Genomic DNA, 15,634 nt, shown 5'->3' on the forward strand with positions numbered 1-15,634 from the left:
GGCCCGTCGAGATCGCCACCCACGGCGACCACCGGATCGTGATGTCCTTCGCGGTCACGGCGCTGCGCACGCCCGGCATCACCTTCGACGACCCCGGCTGCGTGAAGAAGACCTTCCCGGACTTCCACCGGGTGTTCGACGCGTTCGTCCGCACCCCGTGAAGACGGCACGGGGTTTGCGGTGAGAATGGGGGCATGAGCGACCGCCCCTCTCCTCTTGCCGATCCGCACATCGCCTTCGACGTGTCCGAAGGACGCCGGGACGTCGTCGTCCTCGGCTCGACCGGGTCCATCGGCACCCAGGCCATCGACCTGGTGCTGCGCAACCCCGACCGCTTCCGGGTCACCGCCCTGGCCGCTTCCGGCGGCCGGGTCGGCCTGCTCGCCGAGCAGGCGCACCGGCTGAAGGTCGCCGCGGTCGCCGTGGCCCGTGAGGAGGTGCTTCCCGAGCTGCGCGAGGCACTGCGGGCGCTGTACGGCTCCGAGCCGCTCCCCGAGCTGCTGGCGGGTCCCGACGCCGCCACCCGGCTGGCCGCCTCCCCCTGCCACACCGTCCTCAACGGCATCACCGGCTCCATCGGCCTCGCCCCCACCCTCGCCGCCCTCGAAGCGGGCCGCACCCTGGCCCTCGCGAACAAGGAGTCGCTGATCGTCGGCGGCCCCCTCGTGAAGGAGCTCGCCAAGCCCGGTCAGATCATTCCGGTCGACTCCGAGCACGCGGCCCTCTTCCAGGCGCTCGCCGCCGGCACCCGCGCCGACGTCCGCAAGCTGGTCGTCACCGCGTCCGGCGGCCCCTTCCGCGGCCGTACCCGCGAAGAGCTGGCCCACGTCACCCGCGAGGACGCCCTCGCCCACCCGACCTGGGCCATGGGCCCCGTCATCACGGTCAACAGCGCGACCCTGGTGAACAAGGGCCTGGAGGTCATCGAGGCCCATCTGCTCTACGACATCCCGTTCGACCGCATCGAGGTCGTCGTCCACCCGCAGTCGTACGTCCACTCGATGGTCGAGTTCACGGACGGCTCGACGCTCGCCCAGGCCACCCCGCCGGACATGCGCGGCCCGATCGCCATCGGCATCGGCTGGCCCGAGCGGGTCCCGGACGCGGCCCCCGCCTTCGACTGGACCAAGGCGTCCAGTTGGGAGTTCTTCCCGCTCGACACCGAGGCCTTCCCGTCCGTCGGTCTGGCCCGGCACGTGGGCGAGTTGGGCGGCACCGCCCCCGCCGTCTTCAACGCCGCGAACGAGGAGTGCGTCGAGGCGTTTCTCGCCGGACGGCTGCCGTTCAACGGAATCATGGATACGGTCACAGCGGTCGTCACCGAGCACGGACAGCCCATCCGGGGAACCTCGCTCACGGTGTCGGACGTCCTCGAAGCGGAGACCTGGGCCCGGGCCCGGGCCCGAGAGCTCGCAGCGAAGGCAACAGCGGAGGCCCGCGCATGACCGAAATGCTCCTGTACGCCCTGGGCATCCTGCTGTTCGCGCTGGGGCTCCTCGTCTCCATCGCGTGGCACGAGCTGGGCCACCTCTCCACCGCCAAGATCTTCGGCATCCGCGTGCCGCAGTACATGGTCGGCTTCGGCCCCACGATCTGGTCGAAGAAGCGCGGCGAGACCGAGTACGGCATCAAGGCCATTCCGGCCGGCGGCTACATCCGCATGATCGGCATGTTCCCGCCCGGCGACGACGGCAGGATCGAGGCCCGTTCCACCTCGCCCTGGCGCTCCATGATCGAAGACGCCCGGGAGGCCTCGTACGAGGAGCTCCAGCCCGGCGACGAGACGCGGCTCTTCTACACGCGCAAGCCGTGGAAGCGCGTGATCGTGATGTTCGCCGGTCCCTTCATGAACCTGGTCCTGGCGGCGGCGCTGTTCTTCGGCTCGATGATGACGCTCGGCATCGAGGGCCCGACGACCCAGGTGGCCGGCGTCCAGAAGTGCGTCATCAAGCAGAGCGAGAAGCGCAACGAGTGCCAGGCGGGCGACCAGGTCTCGCCCGCGTACGCGGCGGGGCTCAAGGACGGGGACCGCATCCTCGCCCTGAACGGACGGCCGGTCGCCGACTGGGACGCGCTCTCCGACCGCATCCGCGCCACCATCGGCCCCGCCACCCTCACCGTGGAGCGGGACGGGCAGCGGCTCGACCTGCATCCCAACCTGGTCGTCAACAAGGTCGAGAAGAAGGACGCGGACGGCAACGTGGTCCGACCGGTCCAGTACGTCGACGCCGGCTACCTCGGCTTCCAGCCGACGTCCGAGGTCGCCCCCCTGACCTTCGGCGAGACCTCCGAGCGGATGACCAGCCTCCTGGAGAACGGCGTCCACTCGGTCATCGCCCTCCCGGGCAAGATCCCCGGCCTCTGGGACGCCACCTTCGGCGACGGCGAGCGGGCCGAGGACTCCCCGGTCGGCGTCGTCGGCGCCGCCCGCATCACCGGCGAACTGCTGACCGTCGAGGCGCCGCCGACGACGATCCTCGTGATGTTCATGAACCTGCTGGTCATGTTCAACGTCTCGCTCTTCCTGTTCAACATGCTCCCGCTGCTGCCGCTCGACGGCGGCCACATCGCGGGCGCCCTGTGGGAGTCCCTCCGCCGGCACACGGCGCGGATCTTCAAGCGCCCCGACCCGGGCCCGTTCGACGTGGCCAAGCTGATGCCCGCCGCCTATGTGGTGGCCGGCGTCTTCGTCTGCTTCACGCTGCTCGTCCTCGCCGCCGACATCGTCAACCCGGTGAAGATCACGTGATCCCCAGGAGGGCCGGACCCGGTGGTGTCCGGCCCTCCGCCCCCGGGGCGGTAACCTCGGAGACCTGAGCCCGCCGACGCACAACCTTGAGGTTGCACTTCAGATGACCGCGATTTCTCTCGGTATCCCGACCGTTCCGACCCGGCTCGCCGAGCGGCGCAAGAGCCGCCAGATCCAGGTCGGCAGCGTGGCCGTCGGCGGTGACGCCCCCGTCTCCGTGCAGTCGATGACGACGACCCGCACCTCCGACATCGGCGCCACGCTCCAGCAGATCGCCGAGCTCACCGCCTCCGGCTGCCAGATCGTCCGGGTGGCCTGCCCCACCCAGGACGATGCCGACGCGCTCGCCACGATCGCCCGGAAGTCCTCCATTCCGGTCATCGCCGACATCCACTTCCAGCCGAAGTACGTCTTCGCCGCGATCGACGCCGGCTGCGCGGCCGTCCGCGTCAACCCGGGCAACATCAAGCAGTTCGACGACAAGGTCAAGGAGATCGCCAAGGCGGCCTCCGACGCCGGCACCCCGATCCGGATCGGGGTCAACGCCGGCTCGCTCGACGCCCGGCTCCTGAAGAAGTACGGCAAGGCCACCCCCGAGGCGCTCGTCGAGTCCGCGCTCTGGGAGGCGTCCCTCTTCGAGGAGCACGGCTTCCGCGACATCAAGATCTCGGTCAAGCACAACGACCCGGTCGTCATGGTGGAGGCGTACCGCCAGCTCGCCGCCCAGTGCGACTACCCGCTCCACCTCGGCGTCACCGAGGCGGGCCCCGCCTTCCAGGGCACCATCAAGTCGGCCGTCGCCTTCGGTGCCCTGCTCTCCCAGGGCATCGGCGACACCATCCGGGTCTCGCTCTCCGCGCCGCCGGCCGAGGAGATCAAGGTCGGCATCCAGATCCTGGAATCGCTGAACCTGCGCCAGCGCCGTCTGGAGATCGTCTCCTGCCCGTCCTGCGGACGCGCCCAGGTCGACGTCTACAAGCTCGCCGAGGAGGTCACCGCCGGCCTCGACGGCATGACCGTCCCGCTGCGCGTCGCCGTCATGGGCTGCGTCGTCAACGGCCCCGGCGAGGCCCGTGAGGCCGACCTCGGCGTCGCCTCCGGCAACGGCAAGGGCCAGATCTTCGTCAAGGGCGAGGTCATCAAGACCGTTCCCGAGTCGAAGATCGTCGAGACCCTCATCGAAGAGGCGCTCAAGATCGCCGAGCAGATGGAGAAGGACGGCGTCACCAGCGGCGAGCCGACGGTCGCCATCGCCGGCTGATCCCTCCGGAACCCCGTACGAGGCCCCTCCGCCCCACCCGGTGGAGGGGCCTCGTCGGCATGACGGGCCCCGCCCGGTGCCGCGGGGGTACAGTGCGGAGACCAGCAGATCCGTACCGTGAGGCCCCCTCGTGCTGACAGAGACCACCACGCGGGTCCTCGAACCCGCCGACCTCGGTGCCGCGCTCGCCGTCCTGGAGAGCGCCCCCGTCGAGAACGCCTTCGTCGCCGCTCGCGTCCGGGCCGCGGGACTCGATCCCTGGCGTCTCGGCGGCGAGATGTGGGGCTGGTACACCGAAGGCAGACTGCGCTCGCTGTGCTACTCCGGCGCCAACCTCGTCCCCATCTGCGCCACCCCCGAGGCCGTCCGCGCCTTCGCCGACCGGGCCCGCAGGATCGGCCGCCGGTGCTCCTCGATCGTGGGCCCCGCCGAGCCCACCGCCGCGCTGTGGCGGCTCCTGGAGCCCGGCTGGGGCCCGGCCAGGGACGTCCGCGCCCATCAGCCGCTGATGGTCATCGAGGAGCCCTCCAGCACGGTCGTGCCGGATCCGCTGGTCCGCCGCGTCCGCAAGGACGAGATGGAGGTGATCATGCCCGCCTGCGTCGCCATGTTCACCGAGGAGGTCGGCGTCTCCCCGCTCGCCAACGACGGCGGCCTGCTCTACCAGGCCCGGGTCGCCGAGCTCGTCGGCGCCGGCCGCTCCTTCGCCCGCATCGAGGAGGGCAAGGTCGTCTTCAAGGCCGAGATCGGTGCCGCCACCCACCAGGCCTGCCAGATCCAGGGCGTCTGGGTCGCCCCCGAACACCGCGGCAAGGGCCTCTCCGAGACCGGCATGGCCGCCGTCGTCCGGTACGCCCTGGCCGACGTCGCCCCCGTCGTCAGCCTGTACGTCAACGACTTCAACGCCCCGGCGAGGGCCGCGTACCGCCGCGTCGGCTTCCGCGAGACCGGCGCCTTCATGAGCGTGCTGTTCTGAGGCCCCGGGCGCTTGTAGGGTGCGCCGCATGGATGACGCAGAGGTCGCGATCGGACCGGTCAATCTCGCCGCCCGGGTGGACGAGGCCCTCGCCGTGCAGGCGGTCGCCTTCGGCCTGGACGACGACGAGGTCGCCGTGCGCCGCCACATCGTGCTGCGCCACCTCCTCAGCCCCGGCGCCCGCGCCCTCGGGGCCACCACGCCCGGGGGACGGCTCGTCGGCTTCGTGTACGGGATGCCGAACGACCGCACCCACTGGTGGTCCACCGTGGTCGAGACGTACCTGAGGGCCACCGGCACCGCCGACTGGCTCGACGACTCCTTCGCCATCACCGAGCTCCACGTCCACCCCGCCTTCCAGGGCCGGGGCGTGGGGCGTTCCCTGATCACCACGCTCACCGACGGCGCCGCCGAGCCGCGTTCGATCCTCTCCGCGATCGACGCCGACAGCCCGGCCCGCTGTCTCTACCGGTCCCTCGGCTACGTCGACCTGGCCCGGCAGGTCCACTTCCCCAGTGCCATCCGTCCGTACGCGGTCATGGGCGCCCCGCTGCCGCTCAAGCGCCGGAACTGATTTCTCGTCGCCGGTGCCCCCCGGCTAACCTCCTAGCCATCACCTCCCCCACGCTCGGCCGCGTTTGAGCGGGGGGACCACCAGCCCGGCAGGAGTACGAGAACCATGGCCAACGCACCGGTCCAGCGCATGTCCCAGTTGATGGCGAAGACGCTGCGCGACGACCCGGCGGACGCCGAGGTCCTCAGCCACAAGCTCCTCGTCCGTGCCGGCTACGTCCGCCGCACCGCCGCCGGCATCTGGAGCTGGCTGCCCCTCGGCAAGAAGGTCCTGGCCAACGTCGAGCGGATCGTCCGCGAGGAGATGGACGCCATCGGCGCCCAGGAGGTCTCCCTCCCCGCGCTGCTGCCCCGCGAGCCCTACGAGGCCACCGGCCGTTGGGACGAGTACGGCGCCGAACTCTTCCGGCTCCAGGACCGCAAGGGCGGCGACTACCTCCTCGGCCCCACCCACGAGGAGATCTTCACGCTCCTGGTGAAGGACCAGTGCTCGTCCTACAAGGACCTGCCGGTGATCCTCTACCAGATCCAGACCAAGTTCCGTGACGAGGCCCGTCCCCGCGCCGGCATCCTGCGCGGCCGCGAGTTCCTGATGAAGGACTCCTACTCCTTCGACACCGAGGACGAGGGCCTCGCCCACTCCTACGCCCTGCACCGCCAGGCCTACCAGCGGGTCTTCGAGCGCCTCGGCCTCGACTACCGCATCTGTGCCGCCACCGCGGGCGCCATGGGCGGATCGAAGTCCGAGGAGTTCCTCGCCCCGGCCGAGGCCGGCGAGGACACCTTCGCCGACTGCCCGAACTGTGACTTCGCGGCCAACACCGAGGCCGTCGCGTACGAGCTGAAGGCGGTGGACGGCTCCGCCGTCGCCGCTGCCGAGGAGATCCCCACCCCGGACACCCCGACGATCGAGACCCTCGCGGCCTCCTTGGGCGTGCCCGCCTCCGCGACCCTCAAGAACCTCCTGGTGAAGGTCGACGGCGAGATCGTCGCGGTCGGCGTCCCCGGAGACCGCGAGGTCGACCTGGACAAGGTGGAGGCGCACTTCGCCCCGGCTACCGTGGAGATGGTGACGGAGGCGGACTTCGCCGAGCGAGCGGACCTGGTCCGCGGCTACGTCGGCCCGCAGGGGCTGGAGAAGGTGAAGTACCTCGCCGACCCGCGCGTGGCCCCCGGCACCGCCTGGATCACGGGTGCCAACAAGGACGGGATGCACGCCAAGAACGTGGTCGCGGGCCGTGACTTCGAGGTCGACGAGTACGTCGACGTCGTCGTCGTCCAGGAGGGCGACCCCTGCCCCACGTGCGGCACCGGCCTCAAGCTGGACCGCGCGATCGAGATCGGTCACATCTTCCAGCTGGGCCGCAAGTACGCCGACGCCCTCAAGCTCGACGTCCTCGGTCAGAACGGCAAGCCGGTCCGGGTGACCATGGGCTCGTACGGCATCGGCGTCTCCCGCGCGGTCGCGGCCCTCGCCGAGCAGACCGCCGACGAGAAGGGCCTGTGCTGGCCCGCGGAGGTCGCCCCCGCGGACGTCCACGTCGTCGCCGCCGGCAAGGCACTCCAGATCGAGCTGGCCCTGGAGCTCTCGGACAAGCTGGCCGCCGCCGGCCTCCGCGTCCTGGTCGACGACCGCGCGGGGGTCTCCCCGGGCGTCAAGTTCACCGATGCCGAGCTGATGGGCGTCCCGAAGATCCTCGTCGCGGGCCGCCGCTCGGGCGAAGGCGTGGTGGAGCTGAAGGACCGCCGGACGGGGGAGCGCGAGGAGCTTCCGGTCGACGAGGCCATCGCCCGTCTGACGGCGTGAGCAGAGGGGGGCGCCGCCCCGCCGGGCGGCGCCCCCCTCCGTCCGCCCCCGTGTGCGCGGGGCGGCACCCGTACCCACCCGCGGCCCGCCGGTCCGGAACGGTCCGGGGCCGGCGGGGCGGGGCTCAGGCGCCGTCCTCCCGGGGAGCCGGTTCCACCGACGTCCCCGTCAGGTCTTCGATCGCTTCCTCCGCCGCCGCCCGGCCCCGCAAGTACGCCTCGCTCAGCGGCGGCGCCGGAGTGACCGCCTCCTCACCCGCCGCTCCGGGAGCCGCGCGCTCCAGGAAGCGCAGCAGTTCCACCGGGATCGGCAGGACCAGCGTCGAGTTCTTCTCGGCGGACACGGCCATCACCGTCTGCAGCAGCCGCAGCTGCAGTGCGGCCGGCTGCGCCGACATCACCCCCGCCGCCTCCGCCAGCTTCTTCGAGGCCTGGAGCTCCGCGTCCGCGTTGATCACCCGGGCCCGCCGCTCGCGGTCGGCCTCCGCCTGCCGGGCCATCGAGCGCTTCATGGTCTCCGGCAGCGACACGTCCTTGATCTCGACCCGGTCGATCGCGACGCCCCAGCCCATCGCCGGACTGTCGAGCATCAGCTCCAGGCCCTGGTTGAGCTTCTCCCGGTTGGAGAGCAGGTCGTCCAGGTCGCTCTTGCCGATGATGGACCGCAGCGAGGTCTGCGCCATCTGCGAGACCGCGAACTTGTAGTCCTCGACCCGGACCACCGCGTCCGCGGGGTCGACGACCTTGAAGTAGACGACCGCGTCGACCCGCACCGTCACGTTGTCCCGGGTGATGCCCTCCTGCGCGGGCACCGGCATCGTGACGATCTGCATGTTCACCTTGTGCAGGGTGTCCACGATCGGCACGATCATCGTGAACCCCGGTGGGCGGACGTCGTTGCGCAGCCGACCGAAGCGGAAGACCACGCCGCGCTCGTACTGCTTCACGATCCGTGCCGCCGCACCCGCGTACACCACGAGCGCGGCGCCCACACCGGCCGCCACCATCAGCAGCTCTTGGATCATCACGGCCCCCTGGAATCGAGCCGAACAGTACAAAAAGGGTATTCCCCTAAAGCCAGCTCGCGAACTCCAGGAGCAGTTCGGCATCCTGTCGCCGCCCCGCCGCCAGTGCCCTCGTCCCCGATTCGACGGCGCGGAACAAGGTCCAGCCGCGCAGTCGCTCACGGTCCACGTCCAGCGAGTCCGCCAGCTTGTTGACCCGTCGCCGGGCCGCCGAGGCGCCCGAGGAGGCGGCCACGAGGTCCTCGACCCGGTCCCGGACGAGCCGGGCGAGGTCATAGGCCCGTTCGCCGACCAGCGGCTCGGGGCCGACGGCCAGCCAGGGCGCCCGGTCGCCGGCGAGCACCTTGCCCTGCCGGAAGTTCCCGTGCAGCAGGACGGTCTCGGCGTCGGTCGCCACCAGTTCCTCGCGCGCCGCCAGCGCCGCCGCCGTCAGTTCGGCGGTCGCCGCCGCGGAGCGGTGGGGGACCATGGCCCCGGCCTGCCGGGCCGTCCGCTCCGCCACCGTCTCGAAGCCGTGCGACGGCGGCGGCTCGACCCACAGCCTCCGCACGGTGCCGGCCGCTTCCAGGAGCGCCTTCGCCTCCGGCAGGGACCGCAGCGACACCTCGGGGTGCAGCCGCTCGAGGAGGAGAGCCCCCTCACCCGCCTCGTCGAGGAGCCGCACCGCGCCCCAGCCGTCCCAGTGCGCCAGCGCGTCCCGCTCCAGGTCCGGTCGGGCGAACGGCGGCGCGAGCTTCAACGCGGCGGGGGAGCCGTCGGGGCGCCGGACGAGCACGACCATGCTGCTCCGTCCGCCGGGAGCCATCACCCGTTCGCCGTCCAGGGAGGCGTGGTCGAGCACCTGATCGGCGAGCGCGGGCAGCTTTTCCAGCCACTCGGCCGCCGTGGCGTCCCCGTAGGTCTCGCCGAGCGTCCTGAGCAGCCGCTGCGGCGGTTCGAAACCCATGCGTGCGTTGTTCCTTCGGTCGGTGCGGGACTACGCGCGCTCGGCGAGCCCAGGAAAGGTTACGTCGCTGCCGCGCCAGCGGACCGCGCGTACCGCCGCCTCCCGGAGCGCAGCGGCCGCCTCGGCCCGCGCGCTGCCCTCGGTGGCCCGTACGAGATCGGAGTACACCCCGGCCACCCGGTCCTCCAGGACGGCGGCGAGGCGTTCCGCGTCGGCCGCGTCCGCGACCCGGAACGGCAGCGCGTACGCGGCCTCGGCCACCACCGGAGTCCCGCCGAGGTCCCGCACGGTACGGCGCAGCGCGTCCCGGCGCGCCCGGTGGGCCGTGTGGGCGGAGGCGGCTTCGGCGCGCCGCTCCGCTCCCAGGCGCCCGCCGACGACGCCGTAGCCGTACACCGCCGCGTGCTCGGCGGCCAGCGCGGCCTGGGTGGCGTCGAGGGCGCTCATGCCCGGGCTCCTTCGGTCAGCAGATAGGCGTGCACGGCGCCCGACGCCGCGACCGAGGCGAGGAGCCGTGCGTACTCGGGAGGGGCGGCGAGCAGCGCGGCCGCGTGCCCGTCCGAAGCGGCGCGCTCGGCGGCGGCGAGCTCCTGCAGGGCGGCCCGGGGGTCGGCCGCCACCCGAACGGGCGCGCCGGAGGCCGTGGGCTTCCCGGTGGCGGTGGCGGTGGCGGTGGCGGTCGACGGGGCCGTGGGCGGCGCGGGCGGCGCGGGCTGCGAGGGCGGCGGCGTCGCGCCCCCCTCGCCCAGGACCTCGGCGTGCGCCACCACCGCACCGCGCAGCGGGGCGAGCCGGGCCGCCAGGGCCGGGTGTGCGGCCAGCGTGGCGTCGTAACGTTCCAGCAGCCCGTGCGCGGTGGTCACCGACCGCAGGCGCAGGGCGGCTTCGGCACGTGCCACCCGTTCGGCCTCCAGCTCGGCGGCGCTCGGCCGCCGGGGTCCACCGCCCGTCGAGGTGCAGGCCGTGAGGACCGTCGCTCCCGCCGCCGCTCCCGCGACGAGGAGTCCGCGTCTGTCCGTCGTCCGCACGTCTTCTCTCCCCGTCTGCCGTCCGTCGTCGAAGATCGCCGAGATCACCGCAGGCGAGCGTACCCGCGGGCTCCGGGGCGGTGGACGGCAACACCCTCCGGGACCGGATACCCTTTGGTCTGACACGCGACGAACCCACAACAGCACACGCGGCCGAGGAGTCACCCGGATGAGCACCACCCAGAGCGACAGGCTGCGCGGACTCGTGGAGCCGCTCGTCGCCGCCAAGGGCCTGGATCTGGAAGAGATCGAGACGTCCCGGGCCGGCCGCCGCGGACTGCTGCGGATCGTCGTCGACTCGGACGAGGGCGTGGAGCTGGACGCCTGTGCCGAGCTGAGCCGCGCGATCTCCGAGAAGCTCGACGAGACCGATGCGATGGGCGAGGGCGAATACGTCCTCGAAGTCAGTTCCCCCGGCGCCGACCGCCCCCTGACCGAGCACCGCCACTACGTGCGGGCCACCGGCCGGCTGACGAAGCTCCAGCTCGTCGAGGGCGGGGACCTGGTGACCCGGATCCTCGCCGTGGACGAGGACGGCATCGACACGGAGGTTCCCGGCGTGAAGGGGCGCAAGCCCACCGCCCGCCGCGTCGAGTTCGCCGAGATCGCCAAGGCGCGTGTCGAGATCGAGTTCAACCGCAAGGACAAGAAGGAAGAGGAGGCGTAGCCGTGGACATCGACGTGAAGCTCCTGAAGGGCTTGGCACAGGAGAAGGAAATCTCCTTCGAGATGCTGGTCGAGGCGATCGAATCGGCCCTCCTCATCGCGTACCACCGCACCCCCGACGCCCGCCGTCACGCGCGCGTGGAGCTGAACCGGGCCACCGGCCACGTGACGGTGTGGGCGAAGGAGGACCCCTCCGACCTGGAGGAGGGCCAGGAGCCCAAGGACTTCGACGACACCCCGTCGGACTTCGGCCGGATCGCGGCGAGCACCGCCCGTCAGGTCATCCAGCAGCGGCTGCGGGACGCCGAGAACGACGTGACCTTCGGCGAGTACGCGCGCCGCGAGGGCGACGTCGTCGCCGGTGTGGTGCAGCAGGGCAAGGACCCGCAGAACGTCCTGGTGAAGCTGGACGACAAGCTGGAGGCCATCCTCCCGAAGCAGGAGCAGGTGCCGGGCGAGGACTACACGCACGGCCTGCGGCTGCGCACGTACGTCGTCCGGGTGGCGAAGGGCGTCCGCGGTCCGTCCGTCACCCTTTCGCGGACCCACCCCAATCTGGTGAAGAAGCTCTTCGCGCTGGAGGTGCCGGAGATCGCCGACGGTTCCGTCGAGATCGCGGCCATCGCCCGTGAGGCGGGTCACCGCACCAAGATCGCCGTGCGGTCCACCCGTTCGGGCCTGAACCCCAAGGGCGCCTGCATCGGCCCGATGGGCAGCCGGGTCCGCAACGTGATGGCGGAGCTGCTCGGCGAGAAGATCGACATCGTCGACTGGTCGGACGACCCGGCCGAGATGGTGGCGAACGCGCTCTCCCCGGCGCGGGTCTCCAAGGTCGAGATCGTCGACCTGGCCGCCCGCTCCGCCCGGGTCACGGTGCCGGACTACCAGCTGTCGCTGGCGATCGGCAAGGAGGGGCAGAACGCCCGCCTCGCCGCGCGGCTCACCGGCTGGCGGATCGACATCCGTCCGGACACGGAGCCGGTCGAGCCGCAGGACTGAGGCCCTTTTTGGCCATCGACTGTTCGATTCTTGCCCCAAACGGGTGAGGTCGATACGGGGAGGTAGACTTAATCGTGTCTGGCCGGACGCATGCCCGCGCGTGCCCTGAGCGAACCTGTGTGGGGTGCCGGGAGCGGGCGGCCAAGAGCGATCTGCTGCGGATCGTGGTGAGTAAGGACGAGTGCGTTCCCGATCATCGCGGTACGCTACCCGGCCGGGGTGCGTACCTGCACCCCGCCGTGGTCTGTCTCGATCTGGCGGTACGCCGTCGAGCCTTCCCGAGGGCCTTCAAGGCCCAGGGACCGCTCGACACCGAGGCGCTCCGCCAGCACGTCGAGCAGGTGGCACCGCAGTGAACAAGAAGTACGGCACGGAACACCGTGCGGTCAGGTACCTCGCGAGTTGGAAGTAGGTCGAGATTGCGATGAGCACTCGATGAGTACGCGATGAGTACGCCCATGAAGTAGCGACGGTCCGGCGGTAATCCGGACCTCAAAGGAGCGAAGTGGCTAAGGTCCGGGTATACGAACTCGCCAAGGAGTTCGGTGTGGAGAGCAAGGTCGTCATGGCCAAGCTCCAAGAACTCGGTGAATTCGTCCGTTCGGCGTCCTCGACGATCGAGGCGCCGGTCGTGCGCAAGTTGACTGACGCTTTGCAGGGTCCCGGCGGCAACGCCGGCAAGACCGCTGCGAAGCCCGGCGCGCCCCGCAAGGCAGCGCCTTCCCCCGCCGCGCCCAAGCCGGCACCGTCGGCTCCCGCGCAGGCCGGGGGCACCTCCCCCGCCGCCAAGCCGGCGGCCCCCCGTCCCCCTGCCCCGAAGCCTGGCGCGCCCACCCCGGCGCCCAAGCCCGCGGCGGCCGAGAAGCCCGTGACGCCGGCCACTCCCGGCCCGCGTCCCACCCCGGGTCCGAAGCCCCCGGCCGCGCCGAAGCAGGCGCCGGCCTCTCCGGCTCCGACCACCCCGGAGTTCACCGCGCCCCCGTCGGCCCCCGCCGCCGGTCAGCGCCCCTCCGGTGCGACCCCGGGCCCCCGTCCGGGCGCGCGTCCGGGCCAGCAGAACCGCCCGCAGGGCCAGGGCGCACCGCGCCCCGGCGGCCAGCAGGGTCCCCGTCCGGGCGGTGCCCGTCCGGCCGGTCCCCGTCCGGGCAACAACCCCTTCACCTCGGGTGGCTCCACCGGCATGGCGCGCCCGCAGGCGCCCCGTCCGGGTGGCGGCGCCCCCCGTCCCGGCGGCCCCGGTGGTGCTCCGGGCGCCCCGCGTCCGCAGGGCGGCCCCGGTGGTGCTCCGCGTCCCCAGGGCGGCGCTCCGCGTCCGACCCCGGGCGGCATGCCCCGCCCGCAGGCCCCCCGTCCGGGCGGCGCGCCCGGCGGTAACCGTCCGAACCCGGGCATGATGCCGCAGCGTCCCGCTGCCGGCCCGCGTCCCGGCCCCGGCGGTCGTGGTCCCGGTGGCGGTGGCGGTCGTCCCGGCGGTGCCGGTGGCGGCGGCGGTCGTCCGGGCTTCGCCGGTCGTCCGGCCGGTCCCGGCGGCGGTGGCGGCGGCTTCGCCGGTCGTCCCGGCGGTCCCGGTGGCGGCGGCGGTCGTCCCGGCGGTCCCGGTGGCGGCGGCTTCGGCGGTCGTCCCGGCGGCTTCGGCGGTCGTCCCGGCGGCCCGGGTGGCCGTGGTGGCACGCAGGGCGCCTTCGGTCGTCCCGGCGGTCCCGCGCGTCGCGGTCGCAAGTCGAAGCGGCAGAGGCGCCAGGAGTACGAGGCCATGCAGGCCCCGTCCGTGGGCGGCGTGATGCTGCCCCGCGGCAACGGCGAAGCCATTCGCCTGTCGCGCGGTGCCTCCCTCACCGACTTCGCCGAGAAGATCGGCGCCAACCCGGCGTCGCTCGTCGCGGTCATGATGAACCTCGGCGAGATGGTCACGGCCACGCAGTCCGTCTCCGACGAGACCCTGCAGCTCCTCGGCGACGAGATGAACTACCAGGTTCAGATCGTTTCGCCGGAGGAGGAGGACCGTGAGCTGCTCGAGTCCTTCGACATCGAGTTCGGCGAGGACGAGGGCGGCGAAGAGGCGCTGGTCTCCCGTCCGCCGGTCGTGACCGTCATGGGTCACGTCGACCACGGTAAGACCCGACTCCTCGACGCGATCCGCAAGACCAACGTGGTCGCGGGCGAGGCCGGTGGCATCACCCAGCACATCGGTGCCTACCAGGTCACGACCCAGGTCAACGACGAGGACCGGGCCATCACCTTCATCGACACCCCGGGTCACGAGGCGTTCACCGCCATGCGTGCCCGTGGTGCGAAGTCGACCGACATCGCGATCCTCGTGGTGGCGGCCAACGACGGCGTGATGCCCCAGACGATCGAGGCGCTCAACCACGCCAAGGCGGCCGACGTGCCGATCGTCGTCGCGGTCAACAAGATCGACGTCGAGGGTGCGGACCCGACCAAGGTCCGCGGCCAGCTGACCGAGTTCGGTCTGGTGGCCGAGGAGTACGGCGGCGACACGATGTTCGTCGACATCTCCGCCAAGCAGGGTCTCAACATCGACTCCCTGCTGGAGGCCGTGGTCCTCACCGCGGACGCCTCGCTCGACCTGCGGGCCAACCCGAACCAGGACGCGCAGGGCATCGCGATCGAGTCCCACCTCGACCGTGGTCGCGGTGCGGTCTCGACCGTCCTGGTCCAGCGCGGAACGCTGCGCATCGGCGACACGATGGTCGTCGGCGACGCGTACGGCCGTGTCCGGGCGATGCTCGACGACAAGGGCAACAACGTCGAAGAGGCGGCGCCGTCGACTCCGGTCCTCGTGCTCGGTCTCACCAACGTTCCGGGTGCCGGTGACAACTTCCTCGTCGTCGACGAGGACCGCACCGCCCGCCAGATCGCCGAGAAGCGCGCTGCGCGCGAGCGCAACGCCGCTTTCGCCAAGCGCGTCCGCCGGGTGTCCCTGGAGGACCTCGACAAGGTGCTCAAGGCCGGTCAGATCCAGGAACTCAACCTCATCATCAAGGGCGACGCGTCCGGTGCGGTGGAGGCCCTCGAGTCCTCGCTGCTCCAGCTCGACGTCGGCGAAGAGGTCGACATCCGCGTCCTGCACCGCGGTGTGGGTGCGGTCACCGAGTCCGACATCGACCTGGCCATGGGCTCCGACGCCATCGTCATCGGCTACAACGTCCGTGCGGCCGGCCGGGCCGCGCAGATGGCGGAGCGCGAGGGCGTCGACGTCCGGTACTACTCGGTCATCTACCAGGCGATCGAGGAGATCGAGGCGGCGCTCAAGGGCCTCCTCAAGCCGGAGTACGAAGAGGTCGAGCTCGGTACGGCGGAGATCCGCGAGGTCTTCCGCTCGTCCAAGCTGGGCAACATCGCCGGTGTCCTCATCCGCTCGGGCGAGGTCAAGCGCAACACCAAGGCGCGCCTCATCCGCGACGGCAAGGTCATCGCGGAGAACCTCAACATCGAGGGCCTGCGCCGCTTCAAGGACGACGTCACCGAGATCCGCGAGGGCTTCGAGGGTGGTATCAACCTCGGAAACTTCAACGACATCAAGGTCGACGACGTCATCGCGACGTACGAGATGCGCGAGAAGCCGCGCGCCTGATCGCGTCCGA

General features: G+C 71.7%; 14 protein-coding genes and 1 pseudogene. 11 read left to right on the top strand and 4 right to left on the bottom strand.

The window, feature by feature from the left end; translation table 11 throughout:
- The 7 genes and pseudogenes from ACFW22_RS27995 to ACFW22_RS28025 form a co-directional block, all read left to right on the top strand.
- A pseudogene (locus tag ACFW22_RS27995) lies at window positions 1–161 on the top strand (3-phosphoshikimate 1-carboxyvinyltransferase); the annotation flags it as partial.
- Between the two features lie 33 nt (window positions 162–194).
- A complete protein-coding gene (dxr, locus tag ACFW22_RS28000; protein ID WP_386409641.1) occupies window positions 195–1,445 on the top strand; it encodes a 1-deoxy-D-xylulose-5-phosphate reductoisomerase in 1,251 nt (416 codons plus the stop codon).
- Window positions 1,442–2,749 (top strand): M50 family metallopeptidase, encoded by a 1,308-nt coding sequence (locus ACFW22_RS28005; RefSeq protein WP_386409643.1) that lies wholly within the window; start codon window positions 1,442–1,444, stop codon window positions 2,747–2,749. Before dxr ends, ACFW22_RS28005 begins: the two co-directional genes overlap by 4 nt.
- A gap of 103 nt (window positions 2,750–2,852) precedes the next feature.
- Window positions 2,853–4,010: a flavodoxin-dependent (E)-4-hydroxy-3-methylbut-2-enyl-diphosphate synthase gene (gene ispG / locus ACFW22_RS28010; protein ID WP_386409645.1), complete on the top strand. Its 1,158-nt coding sequence runs from the start codon at window positions 2,853–2,855 to the stop codon at window positions 4,008–4,010.
- A gap of 130 nt (window positions 4,011–4,140) precedes the next feature.
- A complete protein-coding gene (locus ACFW22_RS28015; RefSeq protein WP_386409647.1) occupies window positions 4,141–4,986 on the top strand; it encodes a GNAT family N-acetyltransferase in 846 nt (281 codons plus the stop codon).
- Between the two features lie 28 nt (window positions 4,987–5,014).
- On the top strand, window positions 5,015–5,560 hold the full coding sequence (locus ACFW22_RS28020) for a GNAT family N-acetyltransferase (RefSeq protein WP_386409649.1): 546 nt from the start codon (window positions 5,015–5,017) through the stop codon (window positions 5,558–5,560).
- Between the two features lie 105 nt (window positions 5,561–5,665).
- On the top strand, window positions 5,666–7,366 hold the full coding sequence (locus tag ACFW22_RS28025; RefSeq protein WP_386409651.1) for a proline--tRNA ligase: 1,701 nt from the start codon (window positions 5,666–5,668) through the stop codon (window positions 7,364–7,366).
- A 124-nt stretch (window positions 7,367–7,490) separates the two neighbouring features.
- Here ACFW22_RS28025 and ACFW22_RS28030 read toward each other — a convergent pair whose 3' ends face one another.
- Genes ACFW22_RS28030 through ACFW22_RS28045 form a run of 4 tightly spaced genes read right to left on the bottom strand, consistent with a single transcriptional unit; the run spans window position 7,491 to window position 10,409 of the window.
- Window positions 7,491–8,390 (bottom strand): slipin family protein, encoded by a 900-nt coding sequence (locus ACFW22_RS28030; RefSeq protein WP_386409653.1) that lies wholly within the window; start codon window positions 8,388–8,390, stop codon window positions 7,491–7,493.
- A gap of 46 nt (window positions 8,391–8,436) precedes the next feature.
- Entirely contained in the window at window positions 8,437–9,336 is a 900-nt protein-coding gene (locus ACFW22_RS28035; protein WP_386409655.1) for an aminoglycoside phosphotransferase family protein, read from the bottom strand.
- Between the two features lie 30 nt (window positions 9,337–9,366).
- A complete protein-coding gene (locus ACFW22_RS28040) occupies window positions 9,367–9,783 on the bottom strand; it encodes a ferritin-like domain-containing protein (RefSeq protein WP_386409657.1) in 417 nt (138 codons plus the stop codon).
- Window positions 9,780–10,409, bottom strand: coding sequence for a hypothetical protein (locus ACFW22_RS28045; protein WP_386409714.1), 630 nt, complete (start codon window positions 10,407–10,409; stop codon window positions 9,780–9,782). Before ACFW22_RS28045 ends, ACFW22_RS28040 begins: the two co-directional genes overlap by 4 nt.
- Window positions 10,410–10,533: 124 nt before the next feature.
- Here ACFW22_RS28045 and rimP point away from each other — a divergent pair, with 124 nt between their 5' ends.
- From rimP to infB, 4 genes are all read left to right on the top strand, one after another.
- Complete coding sequence (gene rimP / locus ACFW22_RS28050) at window positions 10,534–11,031, top strand: ribosome maturation factor RimP (protein WP_386409659.1); 498 nt, start codon at window positions 10,534–10,536, stop codon at window positions 11,029–11,031.
- A 2-nt stretch (window positions 11,032–11,033) separates the two neighbouring features.
- The gene (nusA, locus tag ACFW22_RS28055) at window positions 11,034–12,029 is read left to right on the top strand and encodes a transcription termination factor NusA (RefSeq protein ID WP_384883917.1); all 996 of its coding nucleotides are present in this window, start codon (window positions 11,034–11,036) and stop codon (window positions 12,027–12,029) included.
- A 74-nt stretch (window positions 12,030–12,103) separates the two neighbouring features.
- On the top strand, window positions 12,104–12,385 hold the full coding sequence (locus tag ACFW22_RS28060) for a YlxR family protein (RefSeq protein WP_384883914.1): 282 nt from the start codon (window positions 12,104–12,106) through the stop codon (window positions 12,383–12,385).
- Window positions 12,386–12,534: 149 nt separating this feature from the next.
- Complete coding sequence (gene infB / locus ACFW22_RS28065; RefSeq protein ID WP_386409662.1) at window positions 12,535–15,624, top strand: translation initiation factor IF-2; 3,090 nt, start codon at window positions 12,535–12,537, stop codon at window positions 15,622–15,624.
- The last annotated feature ends 10 nt before the right edge of the window (window positions 15,625–15,634 follow it).

Origin of the sequence: Streptomyces sp. NPDC058872 (assembly GCF_042743065.1) — a bacterium.
Taxonomy (GTDB): domain Bacteria; phylum Actinomycetota; class Actinomycetes; order Streptomycetales; family Streptomycetaceae; genus Streptomyces.

Bases quoted from the DNA above. Each gene is read 5' to 3' on its own strand.
- ACFW22_RS28030 (WP_386409653.1), bottom strand. From the start codon at position 8,390: ATGATCCAAGAGCTGCTGATGGTGGCGGCCGGTGTGGGCGCCGCGCTC.
- ACFW22_RS28025 (WP_386409651.1), top strand. From the start codon at position 5,666: ATGGCCAACGCACCGGTCCAGCGCATGTCCCAGTTGATGGCGAAGACG.
- rimP (WP_386409659.1), top strand. From the start codon at position 10,534: ATGAGCACCACCCAGAGCGACAGGCTGCGCGGACTCGTGGAGCCGCTC.
- ACFW22_RS28035 (WP_386409655.1), bottom strand. From the start codon at position 9,336: ATGGGTTTCGAACCGCCGCAGCGGCTGCTCAGGACGCTCGGCGAGACC.
- ispG (WP_386409645.1), top strand. From the start codon at position 2,853: ATGACCGCGATTTCTCTCGGTATCCCGACCGTTCCGACCCGGCTCGCC.
- ACFW22_RS28020 (WP_386409649.1), top strand. From the start codon at position 5,015: ATGGATGACGCAGAGGTCGCGATCGGACCGGTCAATCTCGCCGCCCGG.
- ACFW22_RS28005 (WP_386409643.1), top strand. From the start codon at position 1,442: ATGACCGAAATGCTCCTGTACGCCCTGGGCATCCTGCTGTTCGCGCTG.
- dxr (WP_386409641.1), top strand. From the start codon at position 195: ATGAGCGACCGCCCCTCTCCTCTTGCCGATCCGCACATCGCCTTCGAC.
- ACFW22_RS28040 (WP_386409657.1), bottom strand. From the start codon at position 9,783: ATGAGCGCCCTCGACGCCACCCAGGCCGCGCTGGCCGCCGAGCACGCG.